This window comes from Mesorhizobium sp. L103C119B0 (assembly GCF_000502235.1).
GTDB lineage: Bacteria > Pseudomonadota > Alphaproteobacteria > Rhizobiales > Rhizobiaceae > Mesorhizobium.
The window spans coordinates 371268-395223 of sequence record NZ_AYXE01000002.1 but is presented as its reverse complement, the minus strand read 5'-3'; the positions used below and the strand labels follow the sequence as shown (position 1 = coordinate 395223).

Below are 23956 nucleotides of genomic sequence, written 5' to 3'. Positions count from 1 at the left end.
GTCCTGCGCATGGAAGGTATGACCAAGGCGGAAGTCAGCAGGATGGACCGTGGCGCAGCCGCCCACAGCGGCCTGCCCATACGCCCGCGCGATGCCGCCACCCTGATCCTGCTCGACCGCGAGGGCGGTGAGATTCTGGTGCTGATGGGCCGGCGCCACGCAGGCCACGCCTTCATGCCCGGCAAGTTCGTCTTTCCCGGCGGCCGCACCGATTCGGCCGACAGCCGCATTGCCGTTGCCACCCCATTGCTCCCGGAGGAGGAAGCCAGGCTGACCGCCGGCGTCGGCCGCATCAGCCCGTCGCGGGCCCGTGCCATCGCGCTCTCGGCCATCCGCGAGACTTATGAGGAAGCCGGCCTGCTCATCGGCAGCAAAGGCTCTTTCGCAACCGACAAACGCGACTGGCAGGGCTTTGTCGAGCACGGCGTCCAGCCTTCGCTGGCGCCGCTGCGCTTCATCGCCCGCGCCATCACCCCGCCCAATCGCGTGCGTCGTTTCGACACCCGCTTCTTCAGCGCCTGGCGCAGCGATGTCGCCGTGGAACTGCCGGGTGGCGGCCCGACCAATGAGCTGGAAGAACTGGTCTGGCTGCCGCTTGCCAAGGCCAGAGAGGCCGATATCCCCGACATCACCCGAACGATCTTGCAGGAGCTGGAGACGCGGCTTGCCGGCGATCCGCGCCTGCGACCCGGTGGGTCCGTGCCGTTCTACCGGCTTGTCCGCAACCGCTTCGTTCGCGAAATTCTTTAGAGCAATTCCAGGAAAAGTGTGACGCGGTTTTCCGTCCGGAATTACGCAATATCAAACAAACAGAGTATTCAGGCATCACATGACGGTCGATACCCAGCAAGAGGGCGACGAGCGCGTACATTGGCTACCTATGATCGCCGCGATCTCCTCGATCAGCGTCGTCGGCATCGCCATAGGCCTCGGCATGCCGCTGCTCAGCGTTATTCTCGAGAGCCGCGGCCACTCGGCATCGATGATCGGCCTCAACACCGCGGTCGCCGGCCTCGCCTCGATCGCCGGCGCCCCGTTGGCCACGCCGCTGGCGATGCGCTTCGGCGTCGCCTGGACGATGATCGCCATGATCGCCGCCGGCGCGCTCGCCTTTGTCGGCTTCCACTTCGCCCCGGACTTCTGGATGTGGTTCCCACTACGCGTCGTGCTGCACATCGCGCTGACGGTGCTGTTCATCCTGTCGGAATTCTGGATCAGCACCTCGGCGCCGCCGCGCCGGCGCGGCCTGGTGCTCGGCATCTACGCCACAGTGCTGTCGCTCGGCTTCGCCGCCGGGCCATGGATCTTCGCCCATATCGGCAGCACCGGCTTCTTGCCGTTTGGCGTCATCATCGTCCTGGTCGCGCTGGCCGCAATCCCGGTGCTGGCCGCACGGAATGAAAGTCCCACAATCGTGGTTGACGGCGAAACCAGCAACTTCCTGCGCTACATCTGGCTGGTGCCGACAGCGACCGCCGCCGTGCTGGTGTTCGGCGCCGTCGAGACCGGCGGCTTTGCGCTGTTCCCCGTCTATGGCAACCGCATCGGCTATTCCGAGGCGGATGCAGCCCTCCTGCTCACCATGATCGGCCTCGGCAACGTGCTGTTGCAGATCCCTATCGGCATGATCAGCGACCGCGTCTCAGACCGCCGCTATCTGCTTTTGGCCTGCGCCACGGTCGGACTTGCCGGCACCATCTTCATGCCGTTCTTCGCCGGCAATTGGCACCTGATGGCGGCGCTTCTGTTCGTCTGGGGCGGCGTGGTGGCCGCCATGTACACGATCGGCCTTGCCCATCTGGGCTCGCAGCTCTCCGGCCACGAACTGGCCTCGGCCAACGCCGCCTTCGTGCTCTGCTACGGCGTCGGCATGGTGCTTGGCCCGCAGGCGATCGGCATCGGCATGGATGCCTTCGGGCCCTCCGGCTTCGGCTGGTCGCTCGGCCTGTTCTTTGCCGCCTATATCGTCTTGGTCAGCGCCAGGCTGGTCCGCAAGATCTGGTAGCCTGTCCGTCGCCAGTCTGCGCAATCCTGACGGGATGTCGCCGCTGCTGACAGAACCGTGTCAGGAGACCTCAGCTAAAAGGGTGTCCCAAAAAACCCGAGTTTGAGGATACGGCGATGATCGACAGCGGCTTTGAAACCACATCTCTGCGCATGACGCTTCTGCTGCTTGTCAGCTTCCAGGCCCCGGCAGCCGATGTCGACCGCATCATGGACGCCGTGGTCGCGATCGCGCCGCTGGCAATGGGCAAATACGACCGCAACGCCGATCAAACCGCGCACGGCATCGAACGCTACCGACCGCTGGAAGGTGCAGCCGCCGGCGTCGAAACCGAACTGCGCCGCCGCCCCGGCACCGTCGAGGTCTCGTTCGAGTTGCCCGACGACCAGGCGCTCGTCGCCCGCGTCGTCGAGGCAATTTTCCAGGCGCATTCCTACCAGGAGCCGGTGATCCGCATCCAGCCAATCCTCGCCAGCCGCTCCAAGGGCCTGGACGACCGCGCCAATCCGAATCGCTGGTGGAACACCACCGGGGACTGGAAGAAAGCGCTTCCAGTTAAGGAAGAAGCCTAGAAATCCGGCCCCGCTGAGGGCGAGCAACAGCGACCTTACCTTCTCTCCTTGTGGGGTGAGAAGCGGCCTCGTAGCGGACGAAAAGCCAATTGCTTGGCTTTTCAAGATTCGAACGCCCTGAGCCTCAGCCTCCATCGAGCCGGTGATAAAACCGGACAACTCATGTGCTACCTAATCCGGACAACTCATGTGCTTACGACACGGCCGCCGAGCCGGGCTTGACTTTCCGGGCACGTTCTTTATGTGTCGCGCCAAGTTTCCCGCGTCCGGGTGTTTTCCCCCGCTCCAGCGGCCAGAACCCCACGAACATAACGGACTGATACAATGGCCAAAGCCGCAAACATCAAGATCAAGCTTCTGTCGACCGCCGACACCGGTTTCTTCTACGTGACCAGCAAGAACAGCCGTACCAAGACCGACAAGCTGTCGTTCCGCAAATACGACCCGGTCGCCAAGAAGCATGTCGAGTTCAAGGAAACCAAGATCAAGTAATCTGGTTTTCATACGCTCTGTCAAAAGCGCCGCCCCTTCGGGCGGCGTTTTTGATTCAAGGCCCCGAAAGCCAGAACCCTCCGCTGTTTGGCGCGAAGTGCTCATCTCATTTTTTGGTAAAAAAGGGGGCCGGTCGGCGTATGGCAGCGGTACGAGGAGGCCACTATGTGCCAGCGCCGGCCGGCCGACCCCACGGACCCAGGAGATGCGGCGGACCTGAGCATCATGGGGTATTCGGCGAAGCGATGCGGCTGTCTACCCTCGTGCCCGCATCGCCCTTGTTCTTGCACCGCACATTTGCGCAACAATGTTTGAAAATCAATAGTTTCTTAACCAAGCCTGCCGAATCGCTTGGATTAAGGTAAATTCCTAACCCTGTCCGATTGACTGCATAATCGGTGGTCTAGCCTACGCTGCCTTGGCGACGACCCGGTTGCGGCCGCCACTTTTGGCTTCGTAGAGCGCCACGTCGGCACGTTTCATCAACGCCGCGACCGTGTCCGCGCCCTTCAGAACCGATGACACGCCGACGCTGACCGTGACTTCGATCGCCTTGCCTTCAGGGCCGATGGCAAAGGGCAGCTGGGCGATTTCGGCGCGAATGCGCTCGGCAACCTTCTCCGCCACCGCGCCGTCCGTGTCCGGCATCACAACGACGAATTCCTCGCCGCCGAAGCGGCAGGCAAGGTCGATGCCCCTGACGTTCTTGCGCAGCCGCCTTGCGAACTCGCGCAGCACATCGTCGCCGCCATCATGGCCATGCGAGTCATTGACGGTCTTGAAGCGGTCGAGATCGGTGATCATCACCGACAGAGGCCGCCGCCGCGCCACGGCGCGGTCGAACAGCGTCTGCAAATGGCTGTCGAGGTAGCGGCGGTTGTGCAGCCCGGTCAACGCGTCGGTCACCGCCATCTCGATGGTCTGGGTGACACTGGCGCGCAGCTGGTCGTTGTAGCGCTTGCGGCGCACCTGCGTGCGCAGCCGCGCCGTCAGCTCCTGCTGGTCGATCGGCCGCATCAGATAGTCGTTGATGCCGAGTTCGAGGCCTCTGATGATGCGGCCCTCCTCGCCTTCGTCGGCAATCAGGATGATCGGCAGGAAGCGGGTGCGGTCGAGCGAACGCAATTGCGAACACAACCGCAGCGGATCGAAATCGGTAAAACCGGTCGAGATCAGCACGCACTCATAGGGCGCCTCGGCGGCCTGGAAGAAGCCGGCATGCGGATCGGTGGCAATGTCGAGCTCGGCGCTGCCGCGCAGCATGTTCTGGATGCGCTCGAACGACGATTTGCGCTCGTCGATCAACAGCACCTTCGGCGTGGCGTCCTCCGACGCGAAGCTGCGGCTCAACAGCGCCTCGATGCCGATGTTGCGGGTGGTCGATGCGCGCAGCCGCAGCTCGTCGGTCAGCGACTTCAGCCTGACCAGGCTCTTCACCCGCGTCATCAGTTGCAGATCGTTGACCGGCTTGGTGAGAAAGTCGTCGGCGCCTGCCTCGAGGCCGCGCACCCGGTCGGCAACATGGCCCAGCGCGGTCACCATGACCACCGGTATATGCGCGGTCGCCGGATCGCTTTTCAGCCGCTTGCAGACCTCGAACCCGTCCATGCCGGGCATCATCACGTCGAGCAGCACGACATCGACCTTGCCGTTTTCGCAGGTCTCGATCGCGTCCGGCCCGTTGGAGGCCGTCAACACCTCGAAATATTCGGCCAGCAGCCGAACCTCGAGAAGTTTGACATTGGCAGGGATGTCGTCGACGACGAGGATCCGCGCGGTCATGTCACAAGGCTCCGGCTGGAATGGGTGAAGGCATCAGGCATCACCGAGATAAGATTTGATGGTCTCGATGAAACGCGGCACCGAGATCGGCTTGGAGATGTAGGCCTCGCAACCGCCCTGGCGAATGCGTTCCTCGTCGCCCTTCATGGCGAAGGCGGTGACGGCGATGACCGGAATGGAATGGAGGTCGTCGTCCTCCTTCAGCCATTTCGTCACTTCCAGCCCCGACACTTCGGGCAGCTGGATGTCCATCAGGATCAGGTCGGGCCTGTGCTGGCGCGCCAGATCGAGCGCCTCGAGCCCGTTGCGCGTGCGAACCGTCTCGTAACCGCTGGCTTCGATGAGGTCGCGAAAGAGCTTCATATTGAGCTCGTTGTCCTCGACGATCATGACCTTCTTAGGCATCGATTTCCCGTCCCGGCCAGGCTTCTGCCCGAAGCCCTGCCGCTATGCGCCCTTGTCGAAGCACACCAAACCCTCGCTCACTCTTAAGGCAATATGATTGACGAAATGGAAACCCGAAGCGGCAAAAGCCATTCGGATTCCACCTCGAAAACCACATTGGATCGGGGCTGTGGCTTGCCGCAGGCGACGCTTGCGATTACTGCGGAAAAGAGACTCATTTCCGCAACGAGAAAGTAGTGATGGCAAACGCAGCGTCAATGCGCGAGGAAGCGGAAACCATTGCCGTGAAGGCACTGGGCTTCGTCGCCGCCGACCCCGAACTCCTGCCGCGCTTCCTGGCCATCACCGGCATCGAGGCGTCCGCCATCCGCCGCGCCGCGGCCGAACCGGGATTCCTGGCCGGAGTGCTGCAGTTCATCCTTGCCCACGAGCCGACCTTGCTGCGCTTTGCCGAGGAAACCGACACCCCCCCGGCCGCCATCGGCAAGGCGTTGCGCGCGCTGCCTCTTGGCGGCGACGACCATGAGCATTCGATATGAGCGACGATCCCGAGACGGCACGCCAGATCGCCGAACTTGCAGCCGACGACCGGCCTCTGCTGATCCTCGATGTCGACGATGTCGTGCTCGAATTCATCCGGCCGTTTCCGCAGTTCCTGAAATCGCGCGGCTTCGGCCTGACCCTGGCCTCCTTCCGTCTCACCGGCAACATTGCCGAAACGGCGAGCGGCCGGCTGATCGAACAGCCGGAGGTGACGGCACTTCTCGGAGATTTCTTCGATACGCAGGCCGACTGCAGAGCGTTACCGACGGTGCCGAACAAGCGCTTGCCAGCCTCAGCGACCGCGCCGAGATCGTCCTTTTGACCGCCATGCCGCACCGGCATCGCGCTGCGCGCCGCGCCCATCTCGATGCGCTCGGGCTGCCCTATCCGCTGTTGACCACCGAGATGGCCAAGGGACCGGCGGTGGCGAAACTGCGCGGCAAGAACGGCCGGCCGGTGGCCTTTGTCGACGACCAGCCCGCCAATCTTATCTCGGCGCGCAACTCGATTGCCGACGCCCATCTCTTCCACCTGATGGCCGACAATTCGCTGCGCGCCTTCCTGCCGCCGGTGCCGGACGACATCATCTCCGTCGAGGACTGGCACGAGGCCGCGCCGAAGATCGCGAGCGCGCTCGGGCTTTAAGCCCAAGCGCCTCCAAGCTTGGCGATCAAGGCTGCAGCTTCGCCCCTGCTCCGCCATTGTTGCCCTCGCCAGGGATCGCATCCTGATCGGTGTTGTCTTCCACGACCGGATCCGGCCCCTTCAGCATGGCGCCGTTGACCGTCACCGACCCATCGTGCCTGGCGTTGATAACCCATTCCACACGACCATCCGGCAGCGTCTTGGCAAATCCCAAGATGGCCAAGGCGCCGGTAAAAGCCTGTGAGGCCTGCGGGTCGGTCTTCGCCGCCTCCTGCAGGCTTGCCACGATCTTGTCGTAGCCGGTCACGTCGATTGTCACGTTGGCATCGGGCTTCTTGTCGGGGAAGGTCATTTCGCCTTCCATGGCGACCTCAATGTCACCATTCTTGACCGTGCTGTGTCCAAGCACGAACTTTGGTGTCTTGGCCAAGAAATCGGCGGAAATCTCATCGCCGAAATCTGCCGGAAGCGGTGGATCCTTACTGAAATCGAGGGTTTCTATGGTTTTCCGAGCCATACTGTCGAGATCGATGTTGGCGCCGCCGAAATTCAGGTCGAGATCCGTCGGCAGCAACGCAACGGTCCAACTGGGCAGCATCTGCTGCGGTATTGTCAGGCCGGAAACCTTGAATGCGTAGCTGATCTTGCCGTCCTTGCTGATGCCGTCCATGCCGACAACGGTGTTCAGCTGCGCCGCGCCGAAATTGCCGGCATATGTTTCAATGGCAAGGTTTTTGAATGCGTAGGTCCCATCGATCCGTTCCCATAGCGGCAGCGCACCGAGCAGAAGCGTTTTGAACTCTGCTTGATCGGCCTTCATCCGGGCCTCGTCCTCATGGGCGACGGCGAACGCCAAAAGATCCAGAAGCGGCTTGGTCTGAATGGCCTTAGCGGTCACGTTCACAGCGAGCTCCGGTGCCCGGAGCGCTGCGATTGACCGGTCATCGATTTTGACCGTTTCGACGAAGTCCGCCATCGCCTGTGTGAAATTAAGATCGACGCCGCCGTTGGCCGACTTCCTGGCGTCAAATTTGGAAGAGCCCAGCCCCACGCTCAAATCGGTCAATTGACTGACTTGGCGCGACGTCATCGTCATGCCCGCAATCGAACTGGTGCCGCTGGTAAATGCCGCCAGTTCCGGGTCATAGACGCCCGTGAACTTGCCATCCTTGACAACGATTTGCCCGGTGTTCAGGCCATTTGGGCCATTTACCTCGATGGACCCAGTCGTAGAGAAATCCGAGGCGACATCCCAGCCTCCGTCGCTGCGCGGTTTGACCCGCAGCGTGACGGGCGGGAAATCGAACCGCTTCAGATCCTGCTTCGGCATCTTCGCCACAAGCGCCTTCACATCGAAGGTGATCTTGTAGGCACCCTCCTCGGCTGAGATCTTCAAAATGCCTTCATTGAGCGCCTGTTTGCCGACATAGCGAGAGAGCTCATCGGAAAGTTGCTTGGCACCTTGGGCATCGACAGCCTGGCCAAAGGCAGGAGCGCTGAGGGCGAGAAGGAAAGCAAGCGGCAAGACACGGTTCACAAAATTCTCCATTTGACCAAAAAGGAACGCTTCGTTCGTCTGCTATGAAACCAACCTACAGCTTCCACAGGACATCAACAAACGCCGACGGGTAATTGACTACAACACCAGCCGCATCAGCGGCCGTCCGGCCTTGCGTTCGACAAGCCGCTCGAAGTCGGCCTTTTCAAACACACGCGACGAGCCGACGAACAGCCCGATCGAACGCGAATCGCGCGACACGTCGATCGGACACGCCTCGACCAGCCGCGCCTTGTTCTGGCGGGCAAAAGCGATGCCGCCCTCGACCAGGCGGTGGCTGACGCCCCGGCCGCGCGCGCTGGCGCGGATGAAGAAGCAGGAGATGGCCCAGACGCCGGGATCTACGGCGTCGGTTGGATCGACCGGCGCCGAGCCCCGGCCCCGATTGTTCCATTCGGGCACGTCGGCGCGTGGACCGATCTGCATCCAGCCGACCGCCTGGCCGTCCTCGAAGGCCAAAAGCCCCGGCGGCGGTCCGGCCTCGATACGCGCCTTGATATGATCCTTGTTGCGCTGCTTGTCCCTGGCCCGTCGGACCGCCGGCGCCATCCGGAAATGCGTGCACCAGCAGCCGTAACAGGCGCCCTGCTTGCCGAAAAGATCCTCGAAATCCGCCCACAGGTCGGGCGCCAGCGGCGCTATGGTGGTGCTCATGAGTTCTCTCCCGGCTAACCGCTTGTGGCGGCTTCCGTCCTGACGTACCATTGCATCTGTTCTCTTTATGTTCGCAGCGATGGCGGCCCCTGTCAACAATCCCGAGCACGGTTTTTGCCGCGACTGCCTGACCTTTCAGCGCAGCGATACCAGGCGCTGTGAGCGTTGCGGCAGCCCTCGACTCACCCGCCATCCCGAGCTCTACCAGCTGCATCTGGCGCATATCGATTGCGACGCCTTCTATGCGGCGATCGAAAAGCGCGACAATCCTGCGCTGAAGGACAAGCCGCTGATCATCGGCGGCGGCAAGCGCGGCGTCGTTTCCACCGCCTGCTACATCGCCCGCATCCAGGGGGTGCGCTCGGCAATGCCGATGTTCAAGGCGCTCGAAGCCTGTCCGGAAGCGGTCGTCATCCCGCCCAATATGGAGAAATACGTCCGCGTCGGCCGCGATGTCCGCGCCTTGATGCAGGCGCTCACGCCGCTGGTCGAGCCGCTCTCCATCGATGAGGCGTTTCTCGACCTTGCCGGCACCGAGCGCCTGCACGGCATGCCGCCGGCGGTGGTGCTGGCGCGCTTTGCGCAGACCGTCGAAAAGGAAATCGGCATCACCGTTTCGGCCGGCCTTTCCTACTGCAAGTTCCTGGCCAAGGTTGCCTCCGATTTCCGCAAGCCGCGCGGCTTTTCGGTGATCGGCGAAGCCGAGGCGCTGGGTTTCCTGGCCGAACAGCCGGTGACGCTGATCTGGGGCGTAGGCAAGGCTTTTGCCGCAACGCTCGAACGCGACGGCATCCGCAGCATCGCCCAGTTGCAGCGCATGGAGCGCGCCGATCTTATGCGCCGCTATGGCGTGATGGGCACCCGGCTCTACCATCTCTCGCGCGGCCAGGACGACCGCCGTGTCGATCCCGACCAGGATGCGAAAAGTGTGTCGGCCGAAACCACTTTCGACACCGACATAGCTGAAATGGGCGAACTGGTTCCAGTGCTGAGGGGATTGTCGGAAAAGGTCTCGGCGCGGCTGAAGAAGTCAGGCATTGCCGGGCGCACCGTGGTGCTGAAGCTGAAGACGCAGGATTTCAAGCTGCGTACCCGCAACCGCCAGCTCGGCGACCCGACCCGGCTGGCCGACCGCATTTTCCAGACCGGGCTCGAGCTGTTGCGCAAGGAGGCGGACGGGACAAAGTACCGGCTGCTCGGCATCGGTCTCAGCGATCTCTCGGATGACGAGAAGGCCGATCCGCCCGATCTCGTCGACGTCGGCTCGCGCAAGCGCGCCATGGCCGAAAGCGCCATCGANTGACGAGAAGGCCGATCCGCCCGATCTCGTCGACGTCGGCTCGCGCAAGCGCGCCATGGCCGAAAGCGCCATCGATACGCTGCGCGACAAGTTCGGCAAGAAGGCGGTGGAAACCGGCTACACCTTCGGTAAAGGCCGCAACGCCAACCCGCCGGAGCCGATCGAGGAGTGAGACGGCTTAGATACGCTTGAGATCGATGCGGCTCGTCACCACGTTCTTGCCGGTTTTCGGATCGACGTCGGTAACGGTCAACCGCATTCCGTCGCCGCTGGTTTTCTCGACCGTCAACCGCGCCTTGCGATCACCATTGACCTCCGCCGCCCAGCGAATGCCGAGACTGATCGCGTTCCCGGAACGGCTGCCGGCGAGCTGTGCCGGCCCGGTGCGCGACCCGACATAGACGCCAGTATACTTCGCCCCGCGGGCCTTCAGATTGGCGCTGATGGCGCGCGTCACCACGACAAGACCACGGCAATTGCCGTCAAGCGACAATGAACTCGAGGTCGCGTCGGAATTGAAGGTGCAGGACACATTCACCGTCGGTGCGTCGGTGGTGACCTTGACTGTCCCCTTGCCGGAGAAATTCCCTTGCAAGGAGCTGAGAAAATTCGCCTCGTCGGCATGGGCCGTGGCGCTTGCAGTTAGCAGGCAGCCGGCTAGCAGAGACCGCGCGAATGATTTCATCGGAATCTCTCCCCCGTTGATGTTGAAGAAACGATGCGTCCAGCAATTGGCCAATACCGGGAACCAACGCCTGCCGCAGCGTCAGGTTCCACGTCCAGCATGGCTGTTTCGCAACGGGTCTGGCCCAGTCGAATGCGTGGCCTAACGGTTGCGATAGAAGTCCCGGCTTGCGACATAGCGCCTATGGCACCTTCCCCATCGATCCCCAAAGCCGCGTTCTGGATGGCGCTGTCGATCGCCTCGTTTCTGGCGATGTCAGTCGCCGGCCGCGCAACCACCGCCGAGCTCAACGTCTTCCAGGTGCTGGAACTGCGCTCGGTGATCGGCTTCTTCATCCTGTTGCCGCTGGTGATGATGAGCGGCGGATTCGCTGCAATGCGCACGCAGCGCCCGTTGGCCCATATCGCTCGCAATGTCATCCACTATACGGGCCAGGCTGCATGGCTCTATGCGCTGACGCTGATCCCGCTTGCGGTCCTCATATCGGTCGAATTCACCACGCCGATCTGGACCGCGATCCTGGCGGTGGCGTTTCTTGGCGAAAGGCTCTCCCGCCCGAAAATTGCGGCGGTCGTGCTTGGCCTGATCGGCGTGGTGGTCATCGTTCGCCCCGGCGTCGGCTCCATGGATCCGGGTCACCTCGTCGTTCTCGGCGCGGCCGTGTGCTTTGGCGTATCGGTGGTGTTGGTCAAGTCGCTGACCCGCACGGACAGCGTCGTGCGCATCATCTTCTGGATGCTGATCATCCAGTCGGTGGTCGGCCTGATCCCGGCGCTTTATGAATGGCGCAACCCACCGCTCGAACTCTGGCCATGGATCCTGCTGATTGCCTTCACCGGCATGTCGTCGCATTTCTGCATGGCGCGTGCCCTCACCTATGCCGACGCTACGGTGATTTCACCGATGGATTTCCTGCGCGTGCCGCTGTCAGCGCTGATCGGCTGGCTGCTCTACAGCGAACAGATCGACATCTTTACAGCCGGCGGCGCCCTGCTGATCCTGATGGGCAATCTGCTCAACCTGCAGCGCAAGGCGCCAAAGCCGGCTGAGGTCGCGGCCTCGTAGCGGTCGGTCAATTCCCCTCATCCGGTATGTTGAGAAGATGCCCGCAGGCCTTGCAGTGCACGGCGTCCGGCTCGTGCCGTTGCAGTCCGCACTGCGGACAGGGAAAGAACACCTTGGCGGGTCGAAAAATCGCCGTCGCCAGTCTGACGAACAGCGAGATGCCGATGATCATGGTAGCGATCGCGGTCAGCTTGCCGGCGATCCCCGGCAGCACGATGTCGCCGAAACCGGTCGTCGTCACCGTGGCAACGGTGAAATACAGCGCATCAATGTAGTTTTCGAGGCCGGCGCCGGTGCGGAAGAAGAAGGTGTAGACGAAGCCGGTGATGACGAACAGAAACGTCAACAGGTTGATGACCGCGTGGCTCGCCTCGCGCCAGGGCCTTAAGCCACGCATTTCGAAATGCCGCCACAGCGAACCGCTGCGCGACAGCGACCACAGCCGCAGGATGCGCAGGAACGCCAGATTTGCCAGCGCCGTCGGCATCAGCAGCGTCAAAAGGATGAAGACATCGACCCAGGATGTCGGCTGTTTCATCAGCCGCAACATGTCGTTGGAGGCTAACAGCCGGGCAATCAGGTCGGCGGCGACCAGCGCCGCGACGGTATAGTCGAGCCACAGGAATGACGGCTTGTCCTGGAGCACCGGCGTGGCAACGAAGAAGGCGATGATGGCGAGGTCGATGATGACCGCCGCCAGTTGAAACCGGAACGCCGCCGGCGTGCGCCCGTGATAGAGCTTGCGCAGCCTGTCACGCAGCCGCGCCATCGCTGAGCTTTGCTGCAATCCGTCCTTCTCGGCTGCCTTCATCACCAAGTGCGTAACGGTCCCAGCCGGGGCCGTCTAGAGCATGATCCCAAAAAGTGGGTGCCGGTTTTGGAAAAGATCATGCTCCAACAAAGGGTTAGATCATGATGAGATTTCAACCAAATCTCATCATGATCNGCCGGTTTTGGAAAAGATCATGCTCCAACAAAGGGTTAGATCATGATGAGATTTCAACCAAATCTCATCATGATCTGACCCGGTGATCGTCACCCCTCCACCACCTTGCCGTCCGGCCCGACGAGGCGCCAGGCCGAGGCGGTGTCGTAGACGAACCGCTCCTCCGCAATCCGGTCGCCACGCCAGCGCTGCAGGGCCACCTCTTCCAGCCGGCGCACGGTGCCGGCCTTGTCGACACGGTCGAAGGTCCAGCGGATGGCGACATTGTCGCCATCGACCAGGAATGTCTGGACAGGATGGGTGTGCATCTTCTCGATCCGGTCGAGTGCTGCCTGTTCATGCGCCATCAGTGTTTCCTTGCCGCGCCGCGGGACGCCAAGATTTTCCTGCATGGTGGCATCGTCATGGTAGAAGTCGGCGATCGCATTGACGTGGCTGCCTTCGACCACCTCCTTGAGGAAGGCTTCGACGCGTTCGCGGCTGGGCATGATTGTGCGTTCCTGTGAAGTTTCTGCTCAACGCATGTGGTTCAAAGGAAGGTCAGTTCAACCGCGCCCCGCACGCTGGCCCTATCGGCCGCAATGTCAGGCCCAGAGCACCGTTACGCCGTGATGCACTGGCCGACGTCGATGCGATTGCCGTGTATATCAGCGCAGCCTAGACGAGCTCGACTTCGACCACACCCGGCACCGCGCGCATGGCCGACGCGATCTGCGGCGAGATGCGGTAGCGGTTGGGCAATTCGATCTCGATCTCGCCTTGGCCGGCCTCCTTGATCAGCACGAAGCTGACCTGGCCTTCGCCCTTCACCGCCAGTTGGCCGGCCAGCATGCCGATCGGAGCCGCATCGCGCACGAAGATGCGCAGCGCCTTCTGGATGCGGCTGGCCTCATCCTCCAGCGACTGCACCGTCTGGATGCGCAGATTGACCCCTTCGGGCCTATCCTCGGCCGAAACGGTGATCACCACCGAACGTCCAGGCTCGAGCAGATCGCGATACTGCGCCAACCCTTCCGAAAACAGCACGGCTTCATACTGGCCAGAAGTGTCGGAAAAGGCGATGACGCCCATCTTGTTGCCGGTTCGGGTCTTGCGCTCCTGCTTGGTGGTGACGGTGCCGGCGAGCCGGCCCGCGGCGGCACCGCGTTTGACCGCAGCCGAGAACTCGCCCCAGTTTTGCACGCGCATCTTCTGCAGGGCCGCCTTGTACTCGTCGAGCGGATGCGCCGAAAGATAGAAGCCGACGACCTGGAATTCACGGTGCAGCCGGTCGGCGGCAAGCCACGGATCGGTCTGCGGTAAATTGAGCGCCTGCTGCTGCGCGCCGAGCGACGCGCCGAAAATGTCGTGCTGGCCCGAAATGGCATTCTGCTGCGCCAGCGAAGCCAGCCCCATCATCCGTTCGACGCCGGCCATCATCTGGGCGCGGTCGTGGCCGAAGCAGTCGAGCGCGCCGGCCATGATCAAGCTTTCGAAGACGCGCTTGCCGACGATCTTGGGATCGACCTTTTCACAGAAATCGGCGAGATTCTTGAACGGCTTTTCGCCGCGCATGGCGACGATGTGCTCGACCGCAGCGTCGCCGACGCCCTTGAGGGCCGCCAGCGAATAGTAAATGCGGTTCTCGCCGACCTCGAAATTGCGGAAGCTGGTCATCACTGACGGCGCCACCACCTCGATGCCGAGACGCAGCGCATCCTGGCGGAAATCGGCGAGTTTGTCGGTATTGCCCATGTCGAGCGTCATCGACGCCGCCAGGAACTCGACGGGGTAATGCGCCTTGAGATAGGCGGTCTGGTAGGACACGACGGCGTAGGCGGCCGCGTGCGATTTGTTGAAGCCGTAGTCGGCGAACTTGGCCAGAAGGTCGAAGATGAAGTCGGCCTGCGGCTTGCCGACGCCGCGTTCGACCGCACCGGTGACGAAGCGCTCGCGCTGCTTGTCCATTTCGGCGCGGATCTTCTTGCCCATCGCGCGACGCAGCAGATCGGCTTCGCCGAGCGAATAGCCCGACAGTTCCTGCGCGATCTGCATCACCTGTTCCTGGTAGACGATGACGCCTTGCGTCTCCTTCACCAGATGGTCGATCTTGGGATGGATCGATGCCATCTCCTCTTCGCCATGCTTTCTGGCGTTGTAGGTCGGGATGTTCTCCATCGGGCCGGGACGGTAGAGCGCCACCAGCGCGATGATGTCCTCGATGCAGTCGGGCCGCATGCCGATCAGCGCCTTGCGCATGCCGGCACTTTCCACCTGGAACACACCGACCACTTCGCCGCGCGACAGCATGGCGTAGGTTTCAGGATCGTCGAGCGGGATCGTCGCCAGGTCGATCTCGATGCCGCGCCGGCGGATCAGCTTCACCGCCGTCTCCAGCACCGTCAGCGTCTTCAGGCCGAGGAAGTCGAATTTTACCAGCCCGGCCTGCTCGACATATTTCATGTTGAACTGGGTGACCGGCATGTCGGAGCGCGGATCGCGGTACATCGGCACCAGTTCCGACAAGGGCCGGTCGCCGATCACGATGCCGGCGGCGTGCGTCGAAGCGTGGCGGTAGAGCCCTTCCAGCTTTTGCGCCATATCGAGCAGCGTCTGCACGATCGGCTCCTTCTCGGCCTCCTCGGCAAAGCGCGGCTCGTTGGCGATTGCATCCGCCAGCTTGACCGGATTGGCCGGGTTCTGCGGCACCATCTTGGAGAGCTTGTCGACTTGGCCGTAAGGCATTTGCAGCACGCGGCCGACGTCGCGCAGCACCGCGCGCGCCTGCAGCGTACCGAAGGTGATGATTTGTCCCACCTGGTCGCGGCCATATTTCTGCTGGACGTAGCGGATGACCTCTTCGCGCCGATCCTGGCAGAAGTCGATGTCGAAGTCGGGCATCGACACGCGGTCCGGATTGAGGAAGCGCTCGAACAGCAGCGAGAAGCGCAGCGGATCGATATCGGTGATGGTGGTGGAATAAGCGACCAGCGATCCGGCGCCCGAACCACGGCCCGGCCCGACCGGAATGCCTTGCGCCTTCGCCCATTTGATGAAGTCGGCCACGATCAGGAAGTAACCGGGAAATTTCATCTTCTCGATGATGGAGAGCTCGAAATCGAGCCGCTCGCGGTATTGTTCGACCGTGTAGCCGGCGGTGGGTCCATGCGCCGCCAGCCGGGCGTCGAGACCTTCATGGGCCTGCCGGCGCAGTTCATCGGCCTCGGCCTTCAGCGCCACCTCATTGTCGGCGACATCGCCGCCGGTAAAGCGCGGCAGGATCGGGTTGCGGGTCTTGGGATAATAGGAGCAGCGCAGGGCGATCTCGACGGTGTTGTCGATCGCCTCAGGCAGGTCGGCAAACAGCCTTGCCATATCGGCCTGGCTGCGCAGGAAATTGTCCGATGTCAGGCGGCGGCGGTTGTCGGCGGCAACGACCGACCCTTCGGCAATGGCGATCAGCGCATCATGCGCGTCATAATCGTCGCGGGCGGCGAAGAACGCCTCATTGGTGGCGACCAGCGGCAGATCATGGGTATAGGCAAGATCGACCGATGATTTCTCGATGGCGCGGTCATAGCCGGAAACGCGGTCCAGTTCGACATAGAGCCGGTCGCCGAACAGCGCCTTGAGTGCCAGAAGCCGCGTCTCGGCAAGATCTCGGCGATCCTCCTTCAGCGCCCGGCCGATCGGGCCGCGCGGCCCGCCGCTGAGGCAGATCAGGCCATCGCTATGGCCTTCCAGCATTGCTGACGTCAGATGCACGGGCTCGCCCGGCGGCGTCTCCAGATAGACCTGGCTGACCAGCCTGACGAGGTTGCTATAGCCAACTTCGGTGGCGGCGAGCAGCACCACGGCGTTCATCTCCGGCCCGTGGCGGCGGCGGTCGCGCTGTGCGTCACTGGTCTCGCCGGAAAAGGCGAGATCGATCTGGCAGCCGATGATCGGCTGGATGCCTTCCTTCACTGCCTTCTGGGCAAATTCCAGCGCGCCGAACAGATTGTTGGTGTCGGTGACGGCGATTGCCGGGCACTCGTCCTTGACGGCATGACCGACAACGGCGGCGACCTGCAAGGCTCCCTCGAGCAGCGAATACGCCGAATGCACCCGCAGATGGATGAACCGCCGCGCCGGTGCCTCCGGGCGTGCGGCAGCAATCGCAGCTTCGCGCTTCAGGGGATCGCGTGGAAGTTTGTCATCCGCCATGATTTTTACGTTGCCCGGAAAGCTTTGAGTCGAAGGAAATGTATTGTCCGGGACCAGGCGATACCAGTCCAGCACAAACGACTACTGACCACAGGGTTCCGTGCCCTCGCCTGCCTGTTTTCAAAGATTATTTCGAAATTCGCCCCGCCAGAGTAAATTTCCAAACGATCACTAGGTCGTGAACTCATAAATGCGGAATGCCCAAGAGTGGGAAATGGGAAGCCGTCCTTAGAAGTTGTGGGGATTCAACCGGGGACAGGGGTGCGGAAGCCGTGCGTATCGCAGAGCTTCTTGGCCCTGTCATCGACTTTGGGGTCGCTATCAATTTCTTCGACTTCGATAGCCCCATCTGCCTTCTTCGCAAAGAAGAGGATGGAGTTCGACACGCTGCCACCATCCGTAAGCCCGCAAAGGTAGACAACCCCACTTTCTCCGATGCGAGCCATCGCGATGAACACTGTTGGTTCCGTCAAGATGGCAAGGTGCTTCCGGATTGCAAGCTTCAAGGGAGCTGCGTCACTAAGCGTGGTGTCATGCGGAAAGGTCTTCTCGGTGGCATCTTGAGCCAATGCCGAACTTGCCCACGTTCCGACGACAATCCATGCAAGAAGAACCAAACTTCGCGTCATCAGAAATCCACCGGTGCAAGTTGCTTTTTGCGACTAGGATGATTTGTGACGGGAAGGTATTACAAGTCTGAAAGCGTCGGCAATGGGTAGCTTCCGACTGGCTTTCATATTGCGGCAGAATCTGACTCAGGCGCTGCAAAGCTGATATATGAGTCTAGGCGAATTCCATGATCACCGCATCCACAGCCAGGCTGTCACCCGGCTTGGCGTTGAGCTTCGACACGACAAGATCGCGGTCGGCGCGCAACACGTTTTCCATCTTCATCGCCTCGACCACCGCCAGCGTCTCGCCGGCCTTGACCTCCTGCCCCTCGGCAACCGCGATCGACACGACCAGGCCCGGCATCGGGCAAAGCAGCATCTTGGACGTGTCCGGCGCCACCTTTTCCGGCATCAGCCTTTCCAGTTCAGCCGTGCGCGGCAGCATGGCGCGCGCCGTCACCGACATGCCTTTCCAGGCAATGCGCAGGCCGTTCGGCGCCGGCCTGATCTGCGCCGTGACCTTGCGGGCACCGACAGTGCCGCGCCAGATGAGGTCGCCCGGCCGCCAGTCGGACGCCACGGTCAGCGCTTTGCCGCCATCGACCGACAGATCGATTTCCATCGGAATGGAGATCATGCCCTCGATGATCGAAGCCTGGAGATAGTCGTCGCCGAGCTTCACCACCCAATCGCGCTTGAGTGCGCCCGAATGCGGCGCCAGCCGCCCGCCCAGCCGGTCAAGCCGATCGCGGCGCAGAAGCTCGACCGCGGTGGCGATCGCCGCCAGCACTGCCTTTTCATCGTCATTGGGCACGATCGGCGCGAAGCCGTCAGGATATTCCTCGGCGATGAAGCCCGTCGATATCCGCCCCTCGCGCCAGCGCGGATGCTGCATCAGCGCCGCCAGGAACGGGATGTTGTGCTCGATGCCGTCGACGACGAAACTGTCCAGCGCTTCCGACATGGCATCGATGGCCTCGATACGCGTGGGCGCCCAGGTGGAGAGTTTTGCCACCATCGGATCATAGAACATCGAAATCTCGGAGCCTTCGGTGACGCCGGTGTCGTTGCGGATGAAGACATCGCCGAACTTGCCCTCCTCCGGCGGCCGGTAGCGCGTCAACCGGCCGATCGAGGGCAGGAAATTGCGATAGGGATCCTCGGCATAGAGCCGGCTTTCCACCGCCCAGCCGTTCAGCTTGACGTCGCTCTGCTCGATCGCCAGCTTCTCGCCGGCGGCGACACGGATCATCTGCTCGACCAGGTCGATGCCGGTAACAAGCTCCGTCACCGGATGCTCGACCTGCAATCGTGTATTCATTTCAAGGAAATAGAAGTTCTTTTCAGCATCGACGATGAACTCGACGGTGCCGGCGCTCTGGTAGTCGACCGCCTTGGCCAGCGCCACGGCCTGCTCGCCCATGGCCTTGCGCGTCCTGGCATCGAGGAATGGCGACGGCGCCTCTTCCGCAACCTTCTGGTTCCGGCGCTGGATCGAGCATTCGCGCTCGCCGAGATAGAGGGCGGTGCCATGCGCGTCGGCCAGCACCTGGATTTCGATATGACGCGGATCGACGACGAACTTTTCGATGAAGACTCGGTCGTCGCCGAACGAGCTTTTCGCCTCCGAGCGCGCCCGGTCGAAGCCGTCGCGCACTTCCGACTGGCTCCAGGCAATGCGCATGCCTTTACCGCCGCCGCCGGCCGAGGCCTTGATCATCACGGGATAACCGATCTCGCCGGCGATCTTTTCGGCATGGTCGGCATTTTCGATGACACCAAGCCAGCCGGGAACCGTCGACACCTCAGCGGCCTTGGCGAACTTCTTCGATTCGATCTTGTCGCCCATCGCCTTGATAGCCTTGGGTTTCGGACCGATGAAGACAATGCCCTCAGCCTCAAGCGCTTCGCAGAAGGCGGCCCGCTCCGACAGAAAACCGTAGCCGGGATGCACGGCCTGCGCGCCCGTCTCCTTGCAGGCAGCGATGATCTTTTCAGGCAGAAGATAGCTTTGCGCGGCAGGCGATGGCCCGATATGCACGGCTTCGTCGGCCATTTCGACGTGCACGGCGTCGCGATCGGCGTCGGAATAGACCGCTACGGTGGCAATCCCCATCCTGCGCGCCGTCTTGATGACGCGGCAAGCAATCTCGCCGCGATTGGCGATCAGGATTTTCGTGAACATCGAAGGCGTTTCCTCGGTCTTTCGTCCTTCTTATGGGCTTCGGCAGCCGGGCTCAAGCACCGCCGGCAGCGCACCCATCAAGACACTCCCTGCCCGCCAGGGCCGTGCCGAGGGGCGAAGGTTGGGCTCGCCGACGACTGGGCCAAGATTTGCGCCATATTTGGTCGCCAAATCGGGTTGAAACAGTATAAAAACCCTGAAAGCCTGAAGACCAATCGCCTTGGGAGGAATTGCCTGATGAAAACCCGCGCCGCTGTCGCTGTCGCCGCCGGAAAGCCGTTGGAAATCATGGAGGTCGACCTCGACGGACCGCGCGAAGGCGAGGTGCTGGTCGAGATCAAGGCGACCGGCATCTGCCACACCGACGAGTTCACCCTGTCGGGCGCCGATCCCGAAGGTCTGTTTCCGGCAATCCTCGGCCATGAAGGCGCCGGAATCGTCGTCGATGTCGGCAAGGGCGTCACTAGCGTCAGGAAGGGCGACCACGTCATCCCGCTCTACACGCCGGAATGCCGGCAGTGCCCATCCTGCCTGTCGCGCAAGACCAATTTGTGCACCGCCATCCGCGCCACGCAGGGCCAAGGCTTGATGCCCGATGGCTCCTCGCGCTTCTCGATCGGCAAGGACAAGATCTTCCACTATATGGGCTGCTCGACCTTCTCCAATTTCACCGTTTTGCCCGAGATCGCCGTCGCCAAGGTCAACCCGGACGCGCCCTTCGACAAGATCTGCTACATTGGTTGCGGCGTCACCACCGGCATCGGCGCGGTCATCAACACCGCGAAGGTCGAGCAAGGCGCGACTGCTGTCGTCTTTGGTCTCGGTGGCATCGGCCTCAACGTCATCCAGGGCCTGAAGCTCACCGGCGCTGACATGATCATCGGTGTCGACCTCAACAACGACAAGAAGGCATGGGGCGAGCGCTTCGGCATGACGCATTTCGTCAATCCGAAGGAGATCGACGGCGACATCGTTCCTCACCTCGTCAACTTGACCAAGCGCGGCGCCGACCAGATCGGCGGCGCCGACTACACATTCGACTGCACCGGCAACACCAAGGTGATGCGCCAGGCGCTGGAAGCCTCGCATCGCGGCTGGGGCAAGTCGGTCGTCATCGGCGTGGCCGGCGCCGGCCAGGAGATTTCGACCCGGCCGTTCCAGCTGGTCACCGGCCGCACCTGGATGGGCACCGCCTTCGGCGGCGCGCGCGGCCGCACCGACGTGCCGAAAATCGTCGACTGGTACATGGACGGCAAGATCCAGATCGACCCGATGATCACCCATTTGCTGAAGCTGGAGGACATTAACAAGGGTTTTGATCTCATGCATGAGGGCAAGTCGATCAGGAGCGTCGTCGTTTACTAAGTGCGATCAGCAAAAGTGGCGCCCGGTTTTGCGTCCGATCGCGCACACCAAACGGAGGAAGAACAAGCCGCCGACCGAAGGGCCAGCGACTGAACTGCATAGGTTCAACAAGGGAGGAAGACAATGCCTGAGAAACTGCATCCCAAAATCGACAATGGCTTGCCAAAGGAGAGCGCAAGCTTTGCCGGCGGCACGCTGGTCTGCGCCTGCACCAGCAAGCCGGTGAAGGTGACGGTCAAGGGCCAGATCGCCCACAACCATGCCTGCGGCTGCACCAAATGCTGGAAACCGGACGGCGCGGTGTTCTCGGTCGTGGCGGTCGCCGGCACTGGCGACGTCACCGTCACCGAGAATGGCGACAAGCTGAAGGTGGTCGATCCGGCAGCATTGATCCAGCGCCATGCCTGCACCGGTTGCGGCGTCCACATGCACGGCCCGGTCGAGCGCGATCATCCGTTCAAGGGTCTGTCCTTCATCCATCCCGAGCGCTTCCAGGAAGACGGCTGGTCACCGCCGGGCTTCACCGCTTTCGTTTCGTCGATCATCGAATCCGGTGTCGACCCGAAGCGGATGGACGGCATCCGCGGCCAGTTGAAGTCGATGGGCCTCGAGCCCTATGACTGTCTCAATCCCGGCCTGATGGATTACATAGCCACCTGGACGGCGAAGAAGTCGGGCGCGCTGCCGGCCTGACGGTACGAGATTTCTGGCATGGGGCCGGGTAACATGCCGGCCCCATGTCCGTTTTGGAGAGATAATGCCGGCACCCGCCATCTACGTCGACGCCGACGCCTGCCCGGTGAAAGCCGAGGTCGAGAAGGTCGCCGAGCGCCATGGCGTGGTCGTCACCTACGTCTCCAATGGCGGGCTGCGTCCGTCGCGCGATCCGATGATCCGCAACGTCGTCGTCTCTAAAAGCGCCGATGCCGCTGACGATTGGATCGTCGAGAACGCAAAACCCAACGACATCGTGATCACCGCCGACATCCCGCTTGCCGCTCGCACCGTGGCGCTCGGCGCGCATGTGCTTGGGCCAACCGGCCGGCCGTTCACGCCGGAGACCATCGGCATGGCGGTTGCAATGCGCGATTTGAAGCAGCATCTGCGCGAAACCGGCGAGAGCAAGGGCTACAATGCCAGCTTTGCGCCACAGGATCGCTCGCGTTTCCTGGGTGAGCTCGACCGTATCTTGCGGCGCGCGCTGAAATCCGTCACACCCGACCAGACGTGAAGCACCATCCGAGGTCGGGCTATGGCCGACACATCGCCGAATAACCCCTTGCAGCGGCACAAGCAGTTCTTTGTGTCGCTAGCCGTCGGTCTGGTCGTATTTGCCGCGGTATTGCCTTTGATTGGATCGCTCCCCGTCTCCACGCGGCTTGCCTATTCGATCTCGATTGCCGCCGATTCCTTCTTCGTCGTCTTCATCGCGCTCGTCATCGCCAAGATGCCGCTGCTGTCCGGCCGCTATCTCAGCAAGAACGCGCGCGAACTGGACCTCCCAGTGCTGGGCATCTTTGCCATCACGCTCGGCATCGTCGCCATGGCCATTGTCCTGCTGTTCCTTTTGATCAATCACAAGGATCGCGACCCCATCGAACTCGGCTTCGCCATGCTGTCGATCCCGCTTGGCTGGTTCACCATCCATGCCATGGCCGCCCTCCACTATGCGCATGTCTACTGGATGGACGGCGACGCGATCGATGCCGAAACCAAGAAGAAGATACCGGTCGGCGGCCTCGATTTTCCCGGCAGCAAACGGCCGGACGGTTGGGACTTTCTCTATTTCGCGACGGTGATCGGCATGACCGCGCAGACCGCCGACACCGCGATCACGACCTCGCATATGCGCCGCGTGGTGCTTGTCCATTCGATCCTGTCGTTCTTCTTCAACGCCGTCATCGTCGCCGCCGTCGTCAATCTCGCGGTAAGCCTCGGCAATTGAGTATCCGTGCCCGCGATAAACCCGTGCCCGTAATAAAAACGTGACCGCATGAAACATCGCTTTCGATAGCGACGTATTGGGAGGACAAGGACGAGCGCGGCCGTCCCAGGATCGCGCAGCCGGAGGCGAGGAAAAGATGGAAACCATTACCATGAGTCAGCCCGGCGCAGGCGTCGATGCCGCCTCAACGAAGGATGCGACGCTGATCTACCGGCAATCGCGCTGGACCCGCCTGACGCACTGGCTGTGGGCGATCTCGCTGTTCTTCTTGCTTTTGTCCGGCCTGCAGATCTTCAATGCCCGGCCGCAGCTCTACATCGGCAAGCAATCCGGCTTCGAGTACAACAACACCGTCTTTGCCATCGGCGCCGAAAACACCGCCACCGGCCCGCGCGGCTATACCGAAATCTTCGGCCATCGCTTCGACACCACAGGCGTGCTCGGCTGGTCGGGCCCGGCCCGGCAGCAAACGTCGCGTGCCTTCCCGTCCTGGGCGACAATCCCGTCCTATTACGATCTCGGCACCGCCCGCGTCGTGCATTTCTTCTTCGCCTGGATACTGACAACCACCTTGGTCGTCTGGCTGGTCGCCAGCCTGGTCAACGGCCATCTGCGCCGCGATCTGGCGCCGCGCCTTGACGATCTCAAGCGGCTGCCGCAGGACATCATCGAGCACGCCAAGCTCAGGTTCCACCACACACGCGAATACAACACGCTGCAGAAAATGGCCTATGGCGGCGTACTGTTCGTGCTGTTGCCACTCATGATCATCACCGGCCTTGCCATGTCGCCGAGCATGAACTCGGTGCTGCCCTGGCTCAACGAACTGCTCGGCGGCCGGCAGACGGCGCGCACCATCCATTTCACGGTGATGGTGCTGCTGGTCGGCTTTTTCATCGTCCACATAATGATGATCCTCGCCGCCGGCCCGATCAACGAACTGCGCTCGATCATCACCGGCTGGTACCGCACCGATCCGCCAAGGCATGGCGACACCGAGAGGAGTGCGTGAG

The 23956-nt window shown here is 62.1% G+C and carries 21 protein-coding genes and 2 pseudogenes; 13 read left to right on the top strand and 10 right to left on the bottom strand.

All coding sequences use genetic code 11. The annotated features are described in order from the left end of the window. Positions 1-9 precede the first annotated feature (9 nt). The 4 genes from X728_RS161870 (at position 10) to rpmG (ending at position 3069) form a co-directional block, all read left to right on the top strand. Entirely contained in the window at positions 10-750 is a 741-nt protein-coding gene (locus X728_RS161870; protein ID WP_023830658.1) for an NUDIX hydrolase, read from the top strand. Between the two features lie 79 nt (positions 751-829). After that, complete coding sequence (locus tag X728_RS161875) at positions 830-2005, top strand: MFS transporter (RefSeq protein WP_023830657.1); 1176 nt, start codon at positions 830-832, stop codon at positions 2003-2005. 116 nt (positions 2006-2121) lie between these two features. Continuing rightward, the gene (locus X728_RS161880; RefSeq protein WP_023830656.1) at positions 2122-2577 is read left to right on the top strand and encodes a hypothetical protein; all 456 of its coding nucleotides are present in this window, start codon (positions 2122-2124) and stop codon (positions 2575-2577) included. Between the two features lie 324 nt (positions 2578-2901). Continuing rightward, positions 2902-3069, top strand: coding sequence for a 50S ribosomal protein L33 (rpmG, locus tag X728_RS161885; protein WP_006201775.1), 168 nt, complete (start codon positions 2902-2904; stop codon positions 3067-3069). Positions 3070-3477: 408 nt separating this feature from the next. Here the strand turns inward: rpmG and X728_RS161890 are convergent, their stop codons facing one another. Both X728_RS161890 and X728_RS161895 read right to left on the bottom strand, forming a co-directional pair. Next, positions 3478-4851 carry a PleD family two-component system response regulator gene (locus X728_RS161890; RefSeq protein WP_023667573.1) on the bottom strand — a complete coding sequence of 458 codons (1374 nt, stop codon included), beginning with the start codon at positions 4849-4851 and terminating at the stop codon, positions 3478-3480. A 33-nt stretch (positions 4852-4884) separates the two neighbouring features. Then, complete coding sequence (locus tag X728_RS161895) at positions 4885-5256, bottom strand: response regulator (protein ID WP_023667574.1); 372 nt, start codon at positions 5254-5256, stop codon at positions 4885-4887. A 239-nt stretch (positions 5257-5495) separates the two neighbouring features. On the opposite strand from X728_RS161895, the gene X728_RS161900 reads away from it, so the two are divergent. Together X728_RS161900 and X728_RS01000000166185 are read left to right on the top strand one after the other, a co-directional pair. Next, the gene (locus tag X728_RS161900; protein WP_023830655.1) at positions 5496-5795 is read left to right on the top strand and encodes a DUF3572 domain-containing protein; all 300 of its coding nucleotides are present in this window, start codon (positions 5496-5498) and stop codon (positions 5793-5795) included. Then, a pseudogene (locus X728_RS01000000166185) lies at positions 5792-6444 on the top strand (hypothetical protein). The gene X728_RS161900 and the pseudogene X728_RS01000000166185 overlap by 4 nt, the downstream one beginning before the upstream one ends. A 25-nt stretch (positions 6445-6469) precedes the next feature. Here the strand turns inward: X728_RS01000000166185 and X728_RS161905 are convergent. Together X728_RS161905 and X728_RS161910 are read right to left on the bottom strand one after the other, a co-directional pair. Continuing rightward, positions 6470-7981, bottom strand: a complete 1512-nt coding sequence (locus tag X728_RS161905; protein WP_023830654.1) for a DUF2125 domain-containing protein — start codon at positions 7979-7981, stop codon at positions 6470-6472. A gap of 99 nt (positions 7982-8080) precedes the next feature. Then, positions 8081-8656, bottom strand: coding sequence for a GNAT family N-acetyltransferase (locus X728_RS161910; RefSeq protein ID WP_023830653.1), 576 nt, complete (start codon positions 8654-8656; stop codon positions 8081-8083). Between the two features lie 67 nt (positions 8657-8723). On the opposite strand from X728_RS161910, the pseudogene X728_RS01000000166180 reads away from it, so the two are divergent. Further along, positions 8724-10128, top strand: a pseudogene (locus X728_RS01000000166180) (DNA polymerase IV). Between the two features lie 6 nt (positions 10129-10134). Here the strand turns inward: X728_RS01000000166180 and X728_RS161915 are convergent. Next, positions 10135-10641, bottom strand: a complete 507-nt coding sequence (locus X728_RS161915) for a hypothetical protein (RefSeq protein WP_023830652.1) — start codon at positions 10639-10641, stop codon at positions 10135-10137. 183 nt (positions 10642-10824) lie between these two features. Between X728_RS161915 and X728_RS161920 the strand changes: the two genes are divergently transcribed. Then, a complete protein-coding gene (locus tag X728_RS161920; RefSeq protein WP_023681579.1) occupies positions 10825-11706 on the top strand; it encodes a DMT family transporter in 882 nt (293 codons plus the stop codon). Positions 11707-11713: 7 nt separating this feature from the next. On the opposite strand, the gene X728_RS161925 is transcribed toward X728_RS161920, so the two are convergent. The 5 genes from X728_RS161925 to X728_RS161945 all read right to left on the bottom strand — a co-directional run bounded on the left by X728_RS161925 (position 11714) and on the right by X728_RS161945 (position 19633). After that, entirely contained in the window at positions 11714-12517 is an 804-nt protein-coding gene (locus X728_RS161925) for a potassium channel family protein (RefSeq protein WP_023830651.1), read from the bottom strand. A 224-nt stretch (positions 12518-12741) separates the two neighbouring features. Continuing rightward, positions 12742-13140: a nuclear transport factor 2 family protein gene (locus X728_RS161930; protein WP_023830650.1), complete on the bottom strand. Its 399-nt coding sequence runs from the start codon at positions 13138-13140 to the stop codon at positions 12742-12744. Positions 13141-13309: 169 nt separating this feature from the next. Continuing rightward, on the bottom strand, positions 13310-16837 hold the full coding sequence (gene dnaE / locus X728_RS161935) for a DNA polymerase III subunit alpha (protein WP_023830649.1): 3528 nt from the start codon (positions 16835-16837) through the stop codon (positions 13310-13312). A gap of 245 nt (positions 16838-17082) precedes the next feature. Further along, complete coding sequence (locus X728_RS161940) at positions 17083-17466, bottom strand: hypothetical protein (RefSeq protein WP_023830648.1); 384 nt, start codon at positions 17464-17466, stop codon at positions 17083-17085. A gap of 154 nt (positions 17467-17620) precedes the next feature. Beyond that, on the bottom strand, positions 17621-19633 hold the full coding sequence (locus tag X728_RS161945) for an acetyl/propionyl/methylcrotonyl-CoA carboxylase subunit alpha (protein ID WP_023830647.1): 2013 nt from the start codon (positions 19631-19633) through the stop codon (positions 17621-17623). A 237-nt stretch (positions 19634-19870) separates the two neighbouring features. Here X728_RS161945 and X728_RS161950 point away from each other — a divergent pair, with 237 nt between their 5' ends. The 5 genes from X728_RS161950 to X728_RS161970 all read left to right on the top strand — a co-directional run bounded on the left by X728_RS161950 (position 19871) and on the right by X728_RS161970 (position 23955). Next, positions 19871-20998, top strand: coding sequence for an S-(hydroxymethyl)glutathione dehydrogenase/class III alcohol dehydrogenase (locus X728_RS161950; protein ID WP_023830646.1), 1128 nt, complete (start codon positions 19871-19873; stop codon positions 20996-20998). A 123-nt stretch (positions 20999-21121) separates the two neighbouring features. Beyond that, positions 21122-21691 (top strand): S-(hydroxymethyl)glutathione synthase, encoded by a 570-nt coding sequence (gene gfa, locus X728_RS161955; RefSeq protein WP_023830645.1) that lies wholly within the window; start codon positions 21122-21124, stop codon positions 21689-21691. A gap of 64 nt (positions 21692-21755) precedes the next feature. Further along, positions 21756-22229: a YaiI/YqxD family protein gene (locus X728_RS161960; RefSeq protein ID WP_023695438.1), complete on the top strand. Its 474-nt coding sequence runs from the start codon at positions 21756-21758 to the stop codon at positions 22227-22229. A 21-nt stretch (positions 22230-22250) separates the two neighbouring features. Next, entirely contained in the window at positions 22251-22943 is a 693-nt protein-coding gene (locus X728_RS161965; protein ID WP_023688301.1) for a DUF1345 domain-containing protein, read from the top strand. Positions 22944-23079: 136 nt separating this feature from the next. Continuing rightward, positions 23080-23955: a cytochrome b/b6 domain-containing protein gene (locus X728_RS161970; protein WP_023830644.1), complete on the top strand. Its 876-nt coding sequence runs from the start codon at positions 23080-23082 to the stop codon at positions 23953-23955. The last annotated feature ends 1 nt before the right edge of the window (position 23956 follow it).